Origin of the sequence: Chryseobacterium sp. JUb7 (genome assembly GCF_024806495.1) — a bacterium.
In the GTDB taxonomy this organism is placed as follows: Bacteria; Bacteroidota; Bacteroidia; order Flavobacteriales; family Weeksellaceae; genus Chryseobacterium.
The window spans coordinates 1-17714 of sequence record NZ_JANUFF010000022.1; the positions used below are offsets into that span (position 1 = coordinate 1).

The window sequence follows — 17714 nt, forward strand, 5'->3', positions numbered from 1 at the left end:
CAAAAAGTTGAACATTACGAAATTGCATCATATGGAACTCTTATTTCTTATTGTAAACTATTAGGTGAAAAAAAAGCAATGAAAATCCTTCAACTGACATTAGATGAAGAAAAAAATTGTGACACACTTTTAACCAAACTGGCAACTTCAGAAATTAATATTAAAGCTGTTAAATAATACATATTCTATTTGTTACAAAATTATAATAGACTTGAAATACTCAAGTCTATTGTGATTTATTTATCTTTTTGTGAGATTTGAAGATTTTATAGTTTTAAATTTTTATGTCTAGATATTTTCATTTAAGTTCAAGGTGAAAATAATACTGATTAATAATACTTTACTTATATGATGCTTATATTTATGATTCTATAGATAGTTGGTTTTAGAACTTTTATTTTCTTGGCATTCAAATTGCAAATTCATTTAAAATAAAAGCACACTTATGAAAAAAAATTATTATGCCTTATTAATAGGGCTATTTGGTAGTGTAATCCTATCTGCACAAGTTGGTATTAACACCTCTAATCCTAAAGCTATGTTTCATGTAGATGGAGGAAAGGATAATAATACTACAGGAACTCCTACAGTTACACAGCAAGCTAATGATTTTGCTATAACAACAACTGGTAACGTTGGAATAGGAACCATCACTCCAGGAAAAAAGTTACACGTGAAATCTACCTCTGATCCCGTCCAATTTGAAGGATTATCACAAGGAAATAACAATGATAATATTTTAACAGCTGATGCCAATGGAGTTGTAAAAACACTGGGAAGTCTCAATAGTCTGGCTATTCCTTCACCTACTGTCTTGGTACTTAGAACGCCACAATCAAATTTTCTTACAGCTCAGGGGATTGGGGCAGCGCAGACTCTTCCTTTATCAATAGGTAGAAATAATATTCCTGGTTTAACTTTTAACGAAGCTACAAGTACCGTTACCTTTCCCAATGGTGTTTATCAAATCACCTTCGTTTATGAAGGTGTTCACAATGCTGCCAATTGTACAATTAGTTCTTACTTCATGGATTTTCCAGGGTTGCATGGAAGACGTATTCACAGCACCGCATCGCATATAGAGGGAGGAAATTCCAATCATGGAGGTACAATTACTTTTGCTACTTTATTTGATGGGACGACTTCAAATAACTGGACAATTAAAATGGGTCGTGGACAATCCGGAAATTGTTATGGTAACGGAATGCAGTTATTTGACTATGCCACTCAGATTCTAATATTTAAATTAGGAAACTAATAAAAGCGATATATTAAAAAAATGACCATTTGAGGTATATGGTCAATTTTTGTGTTTTTAATGAAGGCTGTCTCTAAAGATGAGACAGCCTTTTTAATTATAATATACAAAAAAACAGATCGTTTTTTGAGATTATTGAACCATATAAAATTCAAAGTTTTATTTCCAATTGATTGATCTATTCTTTCCCCAAGTTCCTACTTTAAAACCTTTTTCATACATAGAAATAAAGACTAGGAATAAAGTTATTAGCATTACTATTGTGAAAACATATCTTCTTTTTTTCATGGTTTTTACCTAAGATTTTATTAATCAACGTTGTTATTTTTATGTAACCACCTGTTTAGTGTACTCTTAGGTATTGAATATTCTCTAATTATGTCACTCTGAGTCATTTCACCAGAAAGTATTTTTCTAAGGATAAAATTTTTAATTTCTTGAGTATATATGTTTTTTCTGAAATAAGGAATTTTTTGAGATTTATTATGATTTTTATTAACTGCTGAAGGAGGCGCATATAAAATAAGATGCGAACTGTAAATTCTAAAAAAATCATATTCTAATAGTTTACACCATTTGAGTAAAAGCTCAGTATCCGTAGATTTGTTAGTATACAATTTCTCAACAACGCTTTCTTCTTTATCCAAAAAATTACAGATTCTCTCTATTGAAATCTCTTGTTCTGCAACTTTTTCTTTAATGAGTTCTCCTATATGTATCTCTTTGTATAACATTTCTTAAATATTAATTATTAAACAATACCTTAAAAGTAAAACAAAATATCATTTTTAAGCTTTTATTCCATAAAACAGGAAGAATTTTTAATATTTATCGTTAAAAATTTTAATTCTATTTCCAATTAATTGACCTATTATTCCCTAAAGTTCCTACTTTAAAACCTTTTACATATTTAGAAAAAAGATTAGAAATACAATTATTACTGAAATTACAGCGAAAATAAAAAGTTTCTCTTTCATCGTTTTTGGAGATCATTTTAATTCGTTAAATTGTTCCAGAACGGGATGGTCTCAGCTCCTGCAGCTTTCATTTGTTTTTGTTATCTTTTGCAACAATTTTAATTCTAAAATAAAGTAATTCTAAAACTTTATTAGCAATAATTAATATTTATTGAAAAAAATTGTTTTTTATTATATTTTTATTATATTCGCTTTAACCCAAAAACAATTAATTTTATTTAATAAAATTAATTGTACTATTTTCAAAATAATGAATAAAATGCTGTTGATAATTGGAGATTGAGCTATTTATATTTTCGATCAGATAAATGTTAAACTTAAATAATCTTGTCATGAAAATTTTGAATCACAATCCTTTTATAAAAGCTTTTAAAGCGGACGGCTATTTTTATTCTTTTACTATTTGAATTATCATAAGTTTTGCTTTGCTCATCCAAACAATGACTTTTATAGCTATACGCTAATTTCTCTTACAAGAATTCCATAACTAAAAAAAATAATATGAAAATTAAAACTATTTACTTACTAACATGTTTTCTCGGAAGTACAATTTTAATGAACGCACAAGTAGGGATAAATACATCTAATCCTCAGGGTGCCCTTACTATTGATGCCGGAAAGGATAACCCAACTAGTGGAGCTCCATCTGCGACTCAGGCTGCAAATGATATTACTGTGAGTGTCGCAGGTAATATGGGAGTGGGATTAACGGTTCCCACTAATAAATTACATGTATTGGGTACGGATCCTATTCGTGCAGAAGGTATACAGGCAGGTAACCCGAATACAGACCGGCCAATGGTAGTAGATGGCAATGGAGTTTTAAAATCTATTAATACATTAAGTGTTTTAGGTATTCCAAATCCCGCAATCTTCAGATTAGAAACAGCAATTCCCAATTTTTTAAATGGTGTTGGGGCTGGAGGAAATCAATTAGTTCCGATGGCTGTTGTTAAAAATACAATTAGCGGATTAACATATAATTCAACAACGGGTGTTATGTCTATACCTCCTGGTAATTATCAAATGGTGTTTGTATATGAAGCTACTCACAATAATACAGGGTGTACTCTTAGCTCTTATATTGTTGATTTTCCTACAGGATCTGGTACTACAACTCAAAGAATTCATAGTACTGCCGCGCATAATGAAGGCGGGGGATCTAATCATGGTGGAACGATAACCTATACTACTCAAATAACAGCGACAAGAAATTGGACAATTCAATTAGGTAGAGGACAGTCTGGGAATTGTTCTGGAACAGGGATGAACTTATCAGCTCTTTCAACACACCTTCTTATCTTTAGAATTGGAGATTTATAATTATCTACTATTTAAAATTAAACCGGTAAAAAGTTCCCTTTACCGGTTTGAAATATTAGGGTTAAATCAATTCTAATAATACAAATACAATATACTTGTAAAGCAGTTACTTTGACTATGATAGGTGCTTTTTAAGAAAATGTAAAAAAAAGAAAATAATTCTATTTTTTAGGAATAAAATATAATGACGTATCACAATGTCTACGCCAAACTCTTTTTCAATACTAGACGTTAATGTAAATAATCTTCCTACAAATGTAAAAAAGGTTTTCTGACGCCTCAGGTTGCGCTTACAGGAACTAATGATTTAACTACAATCCCGAATCCAGCAAACGGATTAATGGTATACAACACAGCTACTGCCGGAACATCTCCTGATAACGTTGTACAAAACAATGTATATAAATTTCTTACTTCAACAAATACATGATGTTAATGCTCGATCAAAACTCTCTTGCTAATCTTAGTATTCCTACAGTAGGCACGGTTTTAGGGTTTAATAAAACCGGAAATGATAACACTTATTTAGGAGCTGATCAGGGAGCATCTATCAGGCAAATCATGTTTGACAATGTTCGCCTTCAAAACGCGTCAATCTGTACATTTAATACAACGAAAGAGCTTGTCTCCAATAAAACAGGATATTACAGTTTCCAACTAAATTTAGTGGTTAAAGGGCCTTTTACAGGTAATGCGAGAATCGGGGTATCAAGACCTTATACAGGTTCTATCCCACCCATAGGAACCAATGCCTTTGTGGCATTCCTTTCTCAAAATACATATAATGTTGATGCTGATGGCCCGATGCCATTGGCTGTTAATGGATTGCTTCTGATGACTGCAGGGCAGAAGGTAATTTTTCTGACAAGATATACTGATCCTACCGCAAATACTTTAGATTTAGAATCCATTAATTATGACAGGACATTAGTAAGTTCGCTAAGCGTAACTTATTTTCTAATTAATTTTATAATACAAAAAAAGTTAGTGGTGAGAAGAACCATTATTGGACATGTGACAAAACTTAATAATTAATTATTACCCCTCATAATAATTAATTTAACGATTTTCATATAATCAGATTCTAAGACACAAATTTGGGCTGTACTAAAAGTCAGCCCTTTTTATTTTATGTACATATAAATCGTTTTTTGAGATTTTAATTACAACTGTAACGTTCCGGCGCTTGGCGAGGTTGCGAACTACGGAACTGCTTATTTTCTGTTAAAGATAAAATTTCTTGCGAATTGTAAACGTTAATATACTACAAAAATTCGCAATCTTCCCAAACGCCTGTTGGTGGCAGTTTTTATGCTATCCAAAAATTTCCTACAGAATAGGTTTTTGCTGTTCCGCTAATAATAACTCGGTCACCTTTGTCTTCACAATATAGTTTTCCCATTCGTTCCGAAACTTGTTGCCCATAAAGTATTTTTTTGTCAAGTCTTTTTGACCAAAATGGCACCAAAGAACAATGAGCAGAACCTGTAACAGGATCTTCTAAAATGGAGGCTTGTGGTGTGAAGAATCGAGAAACGAAATCACAGTTATCTCCAAGTGCGGTTACAATTACTCCTCCTGGATCAAGGTTGATTTGGTCAAACAATTGTCGGTCAATTTTAATATTTCTGATGGCTGTTTCGTCTTCATAAACCAAAACATAGTCTCTTGATTTTAAAATTTCCTTAGGTTGTATATTTAAAGATTTTGAAATAGTAATAGGTAAAATGTCTGCAACAGGCATTCTTGCAGGGAAGTCCATTTTGTATAGTCTATCTTCAGCTTTGACGATTAAGTCGCCACTTAATGTTTCGAAAACAATTTCATCTTTTTTGTAGTCTAATATAGTCTTTAAACAATGTGCTGTTGCCAGAGTGGCATGTCCGCACAAATCCATTTCAATTTCTGGCGTAAACCATCGTAAATGGATTTTATCACCTTTATCCACAAAAAAAGCGGTTTCTGCCACTGCATTTTCTTTAGTTATTTTTAATAAGATGTCGTCTGATAGCCAGTTGTCAAGAGGCACCACGCAAGCAGGATTTCCACCAAAAATGATATCTGTAAATGCGTCAATTTGGTAAAGTTTTAATTCCATTTTTATTTTTTATTTTGTATTCAAATTTTCAACTCAATACTAATACAGTTTTCAGATGTGGCAATGTCGTTTATAAAAATAACTCAAAATGGTAATATGTAGTTGGTAATTGGGTATATTAATATACTAAACTTTCTCCATCATTTGGAATAAAAACCTTATCAGAAAGTCCAATTTTTGAAACTTCTGCTTTTAATTGATTTCTCGTTGTCGGACAATGATTTACAGCTTCCAAATGGTTAGCGATTACTTGATTCGGTGCGTTTTTCACGAATTTTAAAATATCGTCCATTCGCATTAATAAAGATTGAAAAATATCTAATTGAGCTGTTCCACAAGCTACAACAGCTATTTCGGGTTTTAATTGCGTTAGTACTTTATGAACGTCGTCTGTATAAATGGTATCTGCACTTAAATACTTCGATTGGTGATGATGGAAGTAACTCATCAAGAGAATATTTAAAGATATGTCCTCAACATTTCAGACGACGGCAGAAAAACTACAAGCATTGTATTCTAACGAAGGTAGCAAAGCCAATCATTACCTAATTTAATTTGAATAATATATTATCCAATGATGCTGTACGCAATATTATTTTCCCTTCTTGGTCAATGAGGAATAAAGTTGGAGTGCCAGTAACACCGTAGTTTTTGAAGTTTTCTCCGTTTGCTCCTTCACCATCAGCGTATGAATCTTTCCATGGAAAATCCTTGGCTTTATTTTTAAAAACTGAAAGATCTGTATCTGACGATAAGGCAATGATATGTATCTTCTCACTCATTAGCTTTTCGTAGTCTTTTTTAAGCTCAGTCAGAAGTGTTTCGCAGTTTCCACATCCTGATTGATAAAAAAGGAGCAGGGTTTTGGTATAATCTTTTCCTGCAAAATCACGGCTTTTAAGGATTTTGTAGTTCTCTTTGCTTGATGCTTCTGTAAGGATAAGATCTTTGGCCTGCGTACCTTCTATTCCAGACAAATAGACAGTCGATGCTCTTTCGTATGATAAAACTTTTCCAGACTTCACTACGACAGGAGTAATCATTTTAATTAAATCATCTTTTCCGTTTCTTGTCAATGCACCGGCAACAGCCTGTACAAAATCCGTATAGTTTTTAGGGTTTTGAATTTTACCACTTACCGTTAAAAAATCCTCTTTAAACTTTTGAGGATCATTAATTATCATGGAATGAACATCTATCCATGATGATATAATCCCAGCCCAATGTCCTGAAGTATATAAGCTTTGCCAATCCATGTTCTGTACAATATAATGGGCAATATTCTTCGCTTTCTGTTCTTCGGAATCAACGATTTGGGTACCGATTCCCTGTGTGATATTAACGATATTGGTAAACTTTGCCGGGTAATTGTTTATTTTCTTCAGCTCATTCTGAAAAGCTTCGTAGGCTTTCATCTGTTTTTGGTACTCAGTATCAAAAAGGGAGTAGTTTTTATCATCAGCACCAAATGCTTTTCTGGCCTGAAGCATGGCATCATATTTTGCAAAGATCCCCTGTTGTTTTGTATATAGCTCATTAAGTTGCGGAATTTCTGTATTTCCAATATAGATGATATTTGTGTTATCCGGTATTATTTCAGTGCAGTTTACCGCAAAGTCATGGCCAGGGATAAGCATATCAAGTCCACCACCCTGTTGTGTTCCAGTGATGAGCCATCTGCTCATTCCTATATAAGGAGCATTTTCTTTTGGTATTGTTAAAGTAAATCTTCCGTCAGAAGGAATTGTATCCTGTATCACGGTTTTTGTGCTGCTTCCCTGGAAGATGATAAAATCATATGTTTTTCCTGCAAAATGGGGGAAATACATTTCAATTTTCTGTGCTTTTACCGTTAAGCCTACCATCGTTAATAGAGCTATTAGAAGTATTTTTATATAGATCATGTGTTGTATGTTTATAGATTGTATGTGTATTTTATTGTGTAATAAAAACCGGCGACTATAGCCGCCGGTGAGTAGTAAAATTATTAAAAATAAATAAAACCTATTCTGCGATACAACGAATACTCATACCGTAGGGACGGATAAAGCTACTTACCACCGGATAATCGATGAGAAGGGCCAGATAGTTTGCGTAGGTAGTCCCGCTCTGAGTACTGCTCCAGTAGTTCCCGTTTGTACCACGGCCGCTTAGTTCACCATTCGCCTCACTACGTATGCCGGTGGCTGGCAATGTCAGTATATTGCTTCCACTTCCAAATACCTTTGCAGATCCAAAGTTAGTAGGATTAGTAGGAGGAGTCCAAGTTCCCACATTGCTTGAGGCGTTGTTGCTTGTAAGATTGCTAAACTGCTGCCTTGTAGGTATACGGAAGCCTGCAGGACATGGGTCGTTCGCTGTTTTAGCCCCATCCTGCCATGAATTGTCAGGAGCAATGGCAGTGTTCCAGCCACTAATTGCGCCGACAGGAGTACTTGCATTCGCTACAACCGTAGCTCTACCCCATTGGTAATAATTACCGTGGATCGCCTGAACAGGCACATCGGGATCAAGACTTGTATTAGCTCCAAGGTTATGTCTCATCCAACCCTTAGGATTTCCGGGTAGTATCACGGTAGATCCTTTCGCTACTGTAGCTGTGACATTACAAGATTTTCCTCCAAATGAGATAGGAATACTAATAGCCCCTGCACTCATTGGTATACCAGTAACATTGTATACGAGATTTCCATTTCCGTTTCCTAATGTTCCGGCAGGAAGAGTAAAGGTAAGTCCGTTGTTGGTGAAAGATATCTGAGAATAATTACCTCCATTACCTCCTGTATAAGGTACTTTTAATGTACCGCTATAGCTTGTTCCCGAAGTAAAAGCAGCCGGTGAAAATACCGCAGAACCACAATTAAGAGAACCTACAGTAGCACCCTGAGTAATTACGGGAATAGTGAAGGTACAAGTTTCCCCAGCTACCGAAATATTAAAACTAGCATTTCCTGCAGATGATGGGATTCCTGTAATATCAAATACAAAATTTCCGTTTCCTGTATTTAATACACCACTTGAAAGGCTGGCAATAAGCCCAGTAACACCCGTTGAGTTGAAGCTAGCAGCTGGATATATACCTCCGTTTCCTCCTGTATAAGGAATTACAGATGATACTCCTGAAGCCATAGTTCCGCTGATTAAAGTTCCATTATTATTTACATTAGCACAATCAATGCTGGTAATAATTCCTACTACAGGGCTCTGAGAACAGTCTCCTATCCATTTTGTTGTGTTCCAATATTGCATACAATTTAGATCCGTATTGTAAATTGTAAGTCCACCAACTTTATTTTCGATACTATCCCTTTGTGTTATAGTTAGTCTAGGAGGAAGAAAGCCTTTACTCGTAGAAAAAACCTCTAACATAGCGCTAGACTGAGGTTGTGCAGTTCCTATTCCTATTTGTCCAAAAGTTTTTAAACAAATAAATAATAAAAATATTATAATTGTTTTTTTCATTTTTTTTAATTTTTAGTATTTACGTTTTTAGAATAAATTTTTTTTTTGTGTGTTTAGAATCGTATCTCAAAAGCGACGTCTCTTTTTCGATAAAACATGTTTACTTTTTTTCATTGTTGATCCTGCCATTAGACAAACAGCGACTTAAGGAATATAGAGGTGTCGCTGTTATCTAATTTTGAAGGATTAAATAAATTTTTTCAATAATTGTGTTTGTTATTGAATATTTTTAACGGTACAAAATTGAGAAGATTATCCTGTCTAAATAGATTAATAAAGTCATTTTATTATTAAATAAAGACTAATTTTATATATTTATAAGTGAATATTTATAGTTATAGCTTAAAAAAAAACTATAAATTCTATTTATATTATTATATTTTATTTTATGGAGAAGTTTATTTTTAAATATAGTAATGATTATGCTGATTTGTGTGAAAACATTTCTAAATCATTGAATTGTGAAATAATTAATAATTCTATAGAAATTAATAATAACGATAATTTTAAAGGAAATTATTATTTTTCTAAGGTTGATGAAGATACATCATGTCTTTTAATTGATGTTATATACCAGAAGAATACTTTTTTTGAAATTAGAAATAATAATTCTGAATTTATTGCGCTGTGCTACAATATTTCCTCTTCAAATTTCGAACTCTTTATTGATGGGCAAATTTTTCAAGTTGGTTCGAATCAAAATAATCTTACAACATTAGATAGTTCTCTAGATTGCGATGTTATCATAAAAAAAGATTGCAAAGCATTTAATTTCTATATTTTTATTTCTAAAAAATTATTAAAAGATTATGTATTAAAAAAATCTGGAAACCTAAAACTCTTAGAGGAGCTAATAGACAGTTCTAAAAATACGATTGTAAGATTTGAGAGAATCAATTATTTAAGTAGTTTTGTTTTAGCAGAACTTGAGCAACACATAAAAAAAGATATGTTTTGGAGTCTTTTTATGAAAGGTTCAGTGTATGAATTGTTAGATATATACATAGAGCATCTTTTGATTTCTGAAACGATTGTTGCTAAAGTAACGGCTATAGAATTAAACAATATTTTACTATCACAGCTCCACTTACAGAATGCTTTGGAAGATGATTTTCCTGGTATTGAAAACTTATCTCAAAAAGCTGGGATGTCTCCGACAAAATATAAAAATATATTTAAAAAAATTATCGGAACTTCTCCTAACTCTTATTTTTTAACGCAAAAACTTGAAAAAGGGAAAGAGATGTTAATAGCAGGAAATTCAGTCAATGAAGTGTCGATAGCTTTAGGCTATAAAAGCTCATCACATTTTGTAAGTCAATTTAGAAGTTATTATGGAATTACTCCAAAAGACTATATTTTAAAATATTAGATATATAGAAATGATACAGTTAAAACATATTGACTCGATTCAAGACAATTGGACAAGGCCATTTGTTGAAAAGCTTAACTTTAAAATTATTGAAAATAAATATTTATTAGCTCCTGAAGATATTTGGGATGGTGGAGTTTTTTACAAATTATTATCAGATGATCTTTCTTTAGCTGTTATCGATTATACTGCAAAAAAAGAAATTGAATTTGTTAAGGCTTCTGCTAATTCAGACTTTTGGTATCTTATATTTGATTTGAGTGATGGTTTTAACAATCATATACTAAATGATTCTAATTATGAAGTTGGCAATAAATCAAATTATAATTTTGGATTTATAGATGGAACTGCCGAGAGAAAAGTGATACCGAATATTGGAACAAGAACCTATTCATTTCGTATTGTAATTAGGAAGTCGTACTTTGAAGAATTAATACGTCCTTATGATTTAGGAAATTTTAATACCAGAATTCAGGAAAATATTGAAGAATACCACCATTATTATGGATATGTAGATAGTACTTCAAAAATTATTCTGAATAAGATCATTAACAAAAAATTTGGCGATCCTAACTATGAACTTGTCGTTCAGGCTTCTGCATATAAGCTTTTAGGGGTGTTTCTAAAAAATTTGGTGCGATACAATTCATTTACTTTAAAACATGCCAAAACTGATCTTGATGCCATTATTAATACAAAAAAATATATAATTGAACATATTTGGGAACCATTTATGGGAGTTGAATTTTTAGCTTCCCAGGCAGGAATGTCTCAAACAAAATTTAAATCGCATTTTAAAGATTTTTTTGGTTTAAGTCCCATAAAATTTTATAAAATTGAAAAACTTAAATTAGCAAAAGAATTGTTAGAAATGAAAAAATATGACAATATTAAAGAGTTATCATCTGACCTTAATTTTGGTAAGTCTCCCAGCTTTGTTTTTTTATTTAAAGAATATTTTGGCATAGACCCTCATGATATTGTAAATTATTAATGTGTAAAGGATGATCATTTTATAATAAATTACGATCTTAAATAATAAGATAGAGTTACTATCTCTACCTTATAACACAAAACAACACTAAATAATGAAGATTACTTTATTTTCTAATTACTTATTTATAGTACAAAAGTGATTAAAGTATTTTCATTATATTGGAACTACATTATACTCTGGGCTAAATATACCATCTTGTAACTGAATAAATAATTTTTTATTTGTGAAAGAATATATTAATTATCTTCTTTAATAATGGAAAAGTATACTTTCCCTTTTCTGGTTCGAATTGCTATCAAGAATACATTATTTAGCTTTCTCTATTATGTTCCTTAGAAAAATAAAAGTTTAAACAGGCTTCTTAATAAAGTATTTAATATTTAAATTCTGGAAGAAATAATCTTCCAGAAAAACATCCCTTAAATATATTTAGGTATATTTTACGGTTCTTATTTCTTTATAAATTTAGTACTCCAGCCCTTATTATTAATTAAAATTACATATGTACCTTTAATAAGCTCTGATACATTAATCTTATTATCAGCGTTCACTATACCACTTTTTACTTTTCTTCCTTCCAGATTATGAATAGTATAACCAATAGTTTCTTTATTTCCAGCTATTTTTAAATACTCTGTAGTAGGATTAGGATATAGTTTAAACATATTACTGAAATCTTTGTACTCTACTCCTAAAGCTCCTCCTTCATTTCCTGCTTCAATACCAGTATTTGGTGTAGTTTGGTAAGCATATGATTTAATAATAAGCTTATTTGTAATAAAAGATACAAGAACCCATCCAAAATAATATTGTCCTGCAGATAAAAATTTAATTCCTATATATTTATCACCTAATCCTAAAAAATTGCTACTCTCACTGTCTCCAATAAGAGGGCCTCTTGGTTCAGTAATCCATCCCATTGATGAAGGACCAATCGTTGTGTTAACATCCAATGACATTGCATATGGTACACCATACGAATTAGACACTCCTTTTCCTACAACTTGATTATTAGAATTATAAGAATATGAGTTAGAACTTGTAATATGCATAAAATAAGTTCCAGTATCATAAACATCCCATCTAAAATTAAAGTCAACTACTCCGTCGTTATTAAAATCTATGGGAAATAGATTAGCACTGCTTCCACCTGTTGGTGAAAGATTTATTTCAAAATTGGGAGTTACAGGTGTATAGATTATTTGGGAATATGCTTTGCCCATTAAAAGCAAAACTAGAGCAGTAAAAATTTTTTTCATTTGATTTTTTTTAACTTTAATATATTTATATGTCTAACTAAAGTAATTTGATTAATCAGGTATTGTTAAAAAATTAGGTAAGACATTGCAGCCCTACCTAATATAAACACTAAAACACTAAGATGAAAAATCAAAAATTTGATTCATATTATTTTTATTCATTTTTATTTGACGGTATTGACTATACAAAATTGAGCATTAATGATTTTATATTAATACTGAATGGGTCTATTTATTATCGTAAGAAGACATTTTTTTAATATTCCACTAAACCAGTCACATAGTATTTGGAGTTGCTATGGAGTTGCTAACTTTGTTAAGAACTCCAGTTCGGTTTTCAAAGTTTTGAAAAAGCTCTCTGCTACAGCATTATCATAACAATTTTCTTTTTCACTCATGCTTGGAGTAATATTTTTTCCGACTATTGATGTAAATTCTGTACACACATACTATATCCCTCTGTAAACTTATGTAGATGGTGGTGGAGTGGCTATTATACTTTTTGATTCTGAAAGAGTTAGGATTAAAAAATATCTCTCAAACTTTAAGTTTAGCTTTTTGTATCTATTTCTTAAATAGTTACGTGATTAATACAAGCAAGCTCTGGAGTACTACGTACTTCATCCAAAAAAAGAAAATGATTATTTCCTCTATCGTTTTTTGAGACTTTACCTAATATGTTTAATTTTCTTTTAGAAGACTCCATTTACCATATTTGTATTGATACAGAATATCTAACCTAATAAGCTCTTTGCCATCAATGCCAATAATAATTTTCACATTATAAGCAGTAGAATATTCACTTACTTCAGGAAATATAATCATATCCAACTGAAGAAAATCTTCAACAATCGTTCTATCTTTTTGAAGATGAATTTTTAAATTTTCAATATCTTTTCGATAAGAAGAATAATAAAACTTTTTCTCAACATTATTTAAATCATAATAAATCCCTTTAAAAAAGGGATTAACATCAAATCTTTTAATGTAATTATTATCATCACTCATATTTTGTTCAAAAGACCAAAATGGCAGCCCGATTAAAGGAATAATTACTTTATTATCAAAAAATTTTTCAATTATTAGATAATTATTTTTTCTCCAAATCTTTTCAAAAACTTCATCTTGAATATTCTTCTCATAATGTCTACACTCAAAATAGGAATCATTTCCACATATATAGCTTACAGTTTTATAATCAGGATTGAAAATTAGTATTTTCCGATTGTTAGACTTTAAATCTTGCAATTCTTTTAGTTTAAAAATTTCATTAAAAAGTGTTTCAAAATTTAGTTTATTAAGTTCCTTAGACAGCCTTTTATAATGAGCTTTCTCTTTATCATAAATTTTTTGACAATCTATTCTTGGTTTTCCAAAATTTACAACAACATCAGCAATTTTAGAATTAACTATAGAATCTTTTTCCTGCGCTTGAATACACAAAAAGATTGATAGAAATAAAAAGGAATATATGAATTTCATCTTTGAATAGGTATAACTGTTGGGGTATTAAAATTCCTAAATATCGTTTTTGAAATTATTTAAAATTTTAATTCTATTTCCAATTAATTGATCTATTTATTCCCCAAGTTCCTATTTTAAAACCTTTTTCATATTTAGAAAAAAAGATTAGAAATACAAGTATTACTGAAATTACAGCGAAAATAAAAAGCTTCTTTTTTTCCATCGTTTTTGAGATTAAGAGTTATTTAAAAATGGTTTCTTTAAGTTTATCAATATTTTCCGGATTCTTTAATAAACTATTTACATAAAGTGTTGCACTTTCATTTGAAAATCCATTTTGAGATAAATAATCTATAAGTATTTGCTTTTCTTGCATTTGATCATTTTTTTAGATTTATCTTTTAGCATTAGTATTAGATTAAAATATAAAGCTACACAAGTAACCATAGTTGATAAGATAACCGCTGAGTAAATAATATCAATATATGTATTTCTCACTTCTATCTGTATTAAAATAAAACACAAAAGAAACACTATTAAGAATAGAAAAGATGTTATATAGAGTAGCTTTTTATTTTTCATCGAATCATTTAATTTTGAAAAGTTATATTCCATGTTGTGCGTTCGTTTTATTCAAATTTAAGGAATAATAATTTTTCAATTTAATTATTTATTTAGTGATTTTTTATACAAATAATATTCCCCCCTTACACAAAGTCTTTTGTTACTAAGCAATATATTAAATATATTAATAAAAATTTGCTCATTGTTTAAGTTTTACTTAAATTTGATCTAGTAAAAAAAATACAAAAAAATTAGATGAACCATACTATTGAAGATGACTTATTAAATCGGAAATGTATGTACATTGATAGAACCTCATATCTTTCAGGTACTGATTTACAGAATGCATTAAATGAAATTCAAAATGCATCAAATATCTACAACATTGATTATTCTGAGAAAATTAAATCTGCCTTTCAGACTTCTTCAACAGAAAAATGTAACAAACATTCTCTAGAAGAAATTAGAGAATTAATAGACATTTTTGAAAAGCTAACTGAAGAAGATGACACTTTAATTGAGGCAAAAAAATATTTAATAAAACTTAAAATTGTAATCAAAATTTTGAAGTTTAAAATTCAATTTTTAGATGTTTTAGATATGAGAGCAATTATTCGCAGTTTCAAAAATAACATAAAAAATATTGTAACAGAAGAAGATTTTAAAATTAATATTTCAATAATTGAAAGTATTAATTTTAAAATCTTAATAAATGAATTCCAAAATAGAGTTATCTCAACAAATAAATTATGTACTGATACATTGTGAAATATCAGTGGAAGTGAAACAGTTGCTATTAAATATCAAAGACGAATTAAATAAGGATCTTAATAGCGATGAAAGATTTGACCTTTGGATCAAATTAATTTCAATTTTTAAAGATATTGCCCTAGTGGCAACTAATTTTATTAAAGGACCAGAATAATGACAATAGGAGAAGTTATTAAGTTATTGCTTAAAAAAAAGAATATAACTCAATTGCAGTTAGCCGAAAAAATTGGGAAAAGCACTACTGCTATTTCTCAAATAGTAAAAGGCCAATACAGTCCAACTACAGAAACCTTAGAAAAAATATCGAAAGTCGTAGATGTACCGGTTCCGGTAATGCATTTTTTAACAATTTCAGAAAATGATATTCCGGATGATAAAAAGCAACTTTATAATTTATTAGCGCCATCAATGAATAAATTTCTTAACGAAATTTTTGAAATTTAAAATAAATCTCATCTTAAAATAGATGAGATTTATTATCTTGATATAAAGTTAACACTTCTTCAAAACTTATTTTTTATAGCTATCTTTTTCTTCATCTATATTTATTATCAAGAATTTTGGCATATCGGTAAAATGTTACTCTTGTTAACTCAAGCGGCTTATAAACTTCTTCAGGAGATTTTGTAGTATCTATTTTTTAATTCCCATATTCTTTATTTCTTCATCCGTATGATTATCCAAAATTTTAGCATACCGGTAAAAGGTTGCTCTGGTCAATCCGAATGGTTTATAAATCCGTATGATTATCCAAAATTTTAGCATACCGGTAAAAGGTTGCTCTGGTCAATCCGAATGGTTTATAAATTTCTTCTGGGCGTTTAGTGACATCTTTGTAAATATTGTGCAGTAGCAATAATTTAGAAATTGTTTCCTTGGTATACCTTTTCGGTCTTCCTCCCAATCTACCTCTTGCTCTGGCAGATTGCAGTCCTGCGTTGGTTCTTTTTCTTATTAATTCTCTTTCATATTCAGCTAAGAAAGCCATGAGATTTAGAAATAGTCGCCCATTAATAGTTGAAGTATCTACACCATCTACAAGACCTTTTATTATAATCCCTTTATCACTTAAACTTAAGACAAGATCAATAATATTTTTTAGGCTTCGACCTAATCGGTCAAGCCGCCAAACATAAAGTTCATCACTTTCTCTAAACTGTTCAATCATTTTATCAAATTCTGGGCGATTCTTTGTAGCACCCGAAATTTTCTCTTGATAAATTTTTTCACAACCTGCTCTTTCTAAGGCTTCAATTTGTAAATCCAAATTTTGGTCTTTGGTTGAAACCCGGGCATATCCTATTTTCATATTTTGTTACATTAAACTCATACTATGTAAATTTATGAAACATTGTTTTATGATATGAGATTTTGAGAAATTGTACTAAAAAATTAAACTGGAACAATCCAGCTACTTATAAAATCTCATAAAACCACCGAAATTTCCATACACAAATTTTAAAAAATATTTGATAAGAATTAGGTTTGTAATTCCTGCTTGATTTGGCTCAATCGAACCGAATCATCAATAACAGTGTTGAGTACACGCTCCTCTTGGTCCCAAGGCGGGATTAAATTTATTATTTCAATCATTATTTTAATATCAATTAAACTCGCTACTCTCCAGCTTGCTTCTTAAAACCGCCATATCATCACTCACTTTCTTATCAAGAATCTTCGCATAATGCTGAGTAGTCTTAATATTCGTATGCCCAAGCATTTTACTCACACTTTCAATCGGAACACCATTCGATAATGTTATCGTTGTAGCAAAAGTATGTCTTGCGATATGAAAGGTCAATTCTTTATTTATTTCACATAAATCTGCAATTTCTTTGAGGTAGGAATTCATAGTCTGATTACTAATCACAGGAAATAAAAAACCTGAATTTACACAACGCGGATGATTTTCATATTTTAAAATTAATTCTTTTGCTAAAGGTAATAAAGGAACTCTTACTGAGGTATCAGTTTTTTGACGACGGGTAAATATCCATTGTTCGCCATCAACACCAATATTGACATTATCTTTGGTCAAATTTTTTACGTCAACATATGCTAAACCAGTATAGCAGCAGAAAAGAAAAATATCTCGCACCTGTATCAATCTTTCAGAAACGAATTTCTTTTCGTAGATCATCTGGATTTCTATTTTATTTAGAAACGGGC

18 protein-coding genes are annotated in these 17714 nt (G+C 30.6%); 8 read left to right on the forward strand and 10 right to left on the reverse strand.

All coding sequences use genetic code 11. From position 1 onward, the window contains the following. Both M2373_RS22145 and M2373_RS22150 read left to right on the forward strand, forming a co-directional pair. On the forward strand, positions 1–177 hold a 177-nt coding region (locus M2373_RS22145), incomplete at its 5' end, for a ferritin-like domain-containing protein (RefSeq protein ID WP_259113645.1). Between the two features lie 361 nt (positions 178–538). Further along, positions 539–1258, forward strand: coding sequence for a hypothetical protein (locus M2373_RS22150; protein ID WP_259113617.1), 720 nt, complete (start codon positions 539–541; stop codon positions 1256–1258). A 308-nt stretch (positions 1259–1566) separates the two neighbouring features. Here the strand turns inward: M2373_RS22150 and M2373_RS22155 are convergent, their stop codons facing one another. Further along, positions 1567–1992, reverse strand: a complete 426-nt coding sequence (locus M2373_RS22155; protein WP_259113619.1) for a transposase — start codon at positions 1990–1992, stop codon at positions 1567–1569. A gap of 744 nt (positions 1993–2736) precedes the next feature. Here M2373_RS22155 and M2373_RS22160 point away from each other — a divergent pair. Continuing rightward, on the forward strand, positions 2737–3558 hold the full coding sequence (locus M2373_RS22160) for a hypothetical protein (protein ID WP_259113620.1): 822 nt from the start codon (positions 2737–2739) through the stop codon (positions 3556–3558). A 426-nt stretch (positions 3559–3984) separates the two neighbouring features. Continuing rightward, positions 3985–4593 (forward strand): hypothetical protein, encoded by a 609-nt coding sequence (locus tag M2373_RS22165; protein ID WP_259113622.1) that lies wholly within the window; start codon positions 3985–3987, stop codon positions 4591–4593. Positions 4594–4867: 274 nt separating this feature from the next. Here M2373_RS22165 and M2373_RS22170 read toward each other — a convergent pair whose 3' ends face one another. The 4 genes from M2373_RS22170 to M2373_RS22185 all read right to left on the reverse strand — a co-directional run bounded on the left by M2373_RS22170 (position 4868) and on the right by M2373_RS22185 (position 9118). Then, on the reverse strand, positions 4868–5656 hold the full coding sequence (locus tag M2373_RS22170; RefSeq protein ID WP_259113623.1) for a PhzF family phenazine biosynthesis protein: 789 nt from the start codon (positions 5654–5656) through the stop codon (positions 4868–4870). Between the two features lie 118 nt (positions 5657–5774). Further along, entirely contained in the window at positions 5775–6104 is a 330-nt protein-coding gene (locus tag M2373_RS22175; protein ID WP_259113625.1) for a hypothetical protein, read from the reverse strand. A gap of 97 nt (positions 6105–6201) precedes the next feature. Then, the gene (locus M2373_RS22180; protein WP_259113627.1) at positions 6202–7560 is read right to left on the reverse strand and encodes a peroxiredoxin; all 1359 of its coding nucleotides are present in this window, start codon (positions 7558–7560) and stop codon (positions 6202–6204) included. Positions 7561–7660: 100 nt separating this feature from the next. Beyond that, a complete protein-coding gene (locus M2373_RS22185) occupies positions 7661–9118 on the reverse strand; it encodes an FISUMP domain-containing protein (protein WP_259113629.1) in 1458 nt (485 codons plus the stop codon). Positions 9119–9506: 388 nt separating this feature from the next. Here M2373_RS22185 and M2373_RS22190 point away from each other — a divergent pair, with 388 nt between their 5' ends. Both M2373_RS22190 and M2373_RS22195 read left to right on the forward strand, forming a co-directional pair. After that, positions 9507–10490 (forward strand): helix-turn-helix transcriptional regulator, encoded by a 984-nt coding sequence (locus M2373_RS22190; protein ID WP_259113630.1) that lies wholly within the window; start codon positions 9507–9509, stop codon positions 10488–10490. Between the two features lie 10 nt (positions 10491–10500). Beyond that, positions 10501–11484, forward strand: coding sequence for a helix-turn-helix domain-containing protein (locus tag M2373_RS22195; RefSeq protein WP_259113632.1), 984 nt, complete (start codon positions 10501–10503; stop codon positions 11482–11484). A 452-nt stretch (positions 11485–11936) separates the two neighbouring features. Here the strand turns inward: M2373_RS22195 and M2373_RS22200 are convergent, their stop codons facing one another. The 3 genes from M2373_RS22200 to M2373_RS22210 form a co-directional block, all read right to left on the reverse strand. Further along, entirely contained in the window at positions 11937–12746 is an 810-nt protein-coding gene (locus M2373_RS22200) for a T9SS type A sorting domain-containing protein (RefSeq protein ID WP_259113633.1), read from the reverse strand. Positions 12747–13427: 681 nt separating this feature from the next. Further along, positions 13428–14228 carry a hypothetical protein gene (locus M2373_RS22205; protein WP_259113635.1) on the reverse strand — a complete coding sequence of 267 codons (801 nt, stop codon included), beginning with the start codon at positions 14226–14228 and terminating at the stop codon, positions 13428–13430. A 223-nt stretch (positions 14229–14451) separates the two neighbouring features. Beyond that, positions 14452–14586, reverse strand: a complete 135-nt coding sequence (locus M2373_RS22210) for a hypothetical protein (RefSeq protein ID WP_259113636.1) — start codon at positions 14584–14586, stop codon at positions 14452–14454. 443 nt (positions 14587–15029) lie between these two features. Between M2373_RS22210 and M2373_RS22215 the strand changes: the two genes are divergently transcribed. Together M2373_RS22215 and M2373_RS22220 are read left to right on the forward strand one after the other, a co-directional pair. Beyond that, on the forward strand, positions 15030–15542 hold the full coding sequence (locus M2373_RS22215; protein WP_259113638.1) for a hypothetical protein: 513 nt from the start codon (positions 15030–15032) through the stop codon (positions 15540–15542). A 156-nt stretch (positions 15543–15698) separates the two neighbouring features. Beyond that, a complete protein-coding gene (locus tag M2373_RS22220; RefSeq protein ID WP_259113640.1) occupies positions 15699–15989 on the forward strand; it encodes a helix-turn-helix domain-containing protein in 291 nt (96 codons plus the stop codon). Between the two features lie 286 nt (positions 15990–16275). On the opposite strand, the gene M2373_RS22225 is transcribed toward M2373_RS22220, so the two are convergent. Together M2373_RS22225 and M2373_RS22230 are read right to left on the reverse strand one after the other, a co-directional pair. After that, entirely contained in the window at positions 16276–16854 is a 579-nt protein-coding gene (locus M2373_RS22225; RefSeq protein ID WP_259113642.1) for a recombinase family protein, read from the reverse strand. 294 nt (positions 16855–17148) lie between these two features. Then, a partial coding sequence (locus tag M2373_RS22230) for a site-specific integrase (RefSeq protein WP_259113643.1) occupies positions 17149–17714 on the reverse strand: 566 nt, incomplete at its 5' end.

Coding starts and splice junctions, on each gene's coding strand:
- M2373_RS22150 (WP_259113617.1), top strand. CDS start 539: ATGTTTCATGTAGATGGAGGAAAGGATAATAATACTACAGGAACTCCT.
- M2373_RS22155 (WP_259113619.1), bottom strand. CDS start 1,992: ATGTTATACAAAGAGATACATATAGGAGAACTCATTAAAGAAAAAGTT.
- M2373_RS22160 (WP_259113620.1), top strand. CDS start 2,737: ATGAAAATTAAAACTATTTACTTACTAACATGTTTTCTCGGAAGTACA.
- M2373_RS22165 (WP_259113622.1), top strand. CDS start 3,985: ATGATGTTAATGCTCGATCAAAACTCTCTTGCTAATCTTAGTATTCCT.
- M2373_RS22170 (WP_259113623.1), bottom strand. CDS start 5,656: ATGGAATTAAAACTTTACCAAATTGACGCATTTACAGATATCATTTTT.
- M2373_RS22175 (WP_259113625.1), bottom strand. CDS start 6,104: ATGAGTTACTTCCATCATCACCAATCGAAGTATTTAAGTGCAGATACC.
- M2373_RS22180 (WP_259113627.1), bottom strand. CDS start 7,560: ATGATCTATATAAAAATACTTCTAATAGCTCTATTAACGATGGTAGGC.
- M2373_RS22185 (WP_259113629.1), bottom strand. CDS start 9,118: ATGAAAAAAACAATTATAATATTTTTATTATTTATTTGTTTAAAAACT.
- M2373_RS22190 (WP_259113630.1), top strand. CDS start 9,507: ATGGAGAAGTTTATTTTTAAATATAGTAATGATTATGCTGATTTGTGT.
- M2373_RS22195 (WP_259113632.1), top strand. CDS start 10,501: ATGATACAGTTAAAACATATTGACTCGATTCAAGACAATTGGACAAGG.
- M2373_RS22200 (WP_259113633.1), bottom strand. CDS start 12,746: ATGAAAAAAATTTTTACTGCTCTAGTTTTGCTTTTAATGGGCAAAGCA.
- M2373_RS22205 (WP_259113635.1), bottom strand. CDS start 14,228: ATGAAATTCATATATTCCTTTTTATTTCTATCAATCTTTTTGTGTATT.
- M2373_RS22210 (WP_259113636.1), bottom strand. CDS start 14,586: ATGCAAGAAAAGCAAATACTTATAGATTATTTATCTCAAAATGGATTT.
- M2373_RS22215 (WP_259113638.1), top strand. CDS start 15,030: ATGAACCATACTATTGAAGATGACTTATTAAATCGGAAATGTATGTAC.
- M2373_RS22220 (WP_259113640.1), top strand. CDS start 15,699: ATGACAATAGGAGAAGTTATTAAGTTATTGCTTAAAAAAAAGAATATA.
- M2373_RS22225 (WP_259113642.1), bottom strand. CDS start 16,854: ATGAAAATAGGATATGCCCGGGTTTCAACCAAAGACCAAAATTTGGAT.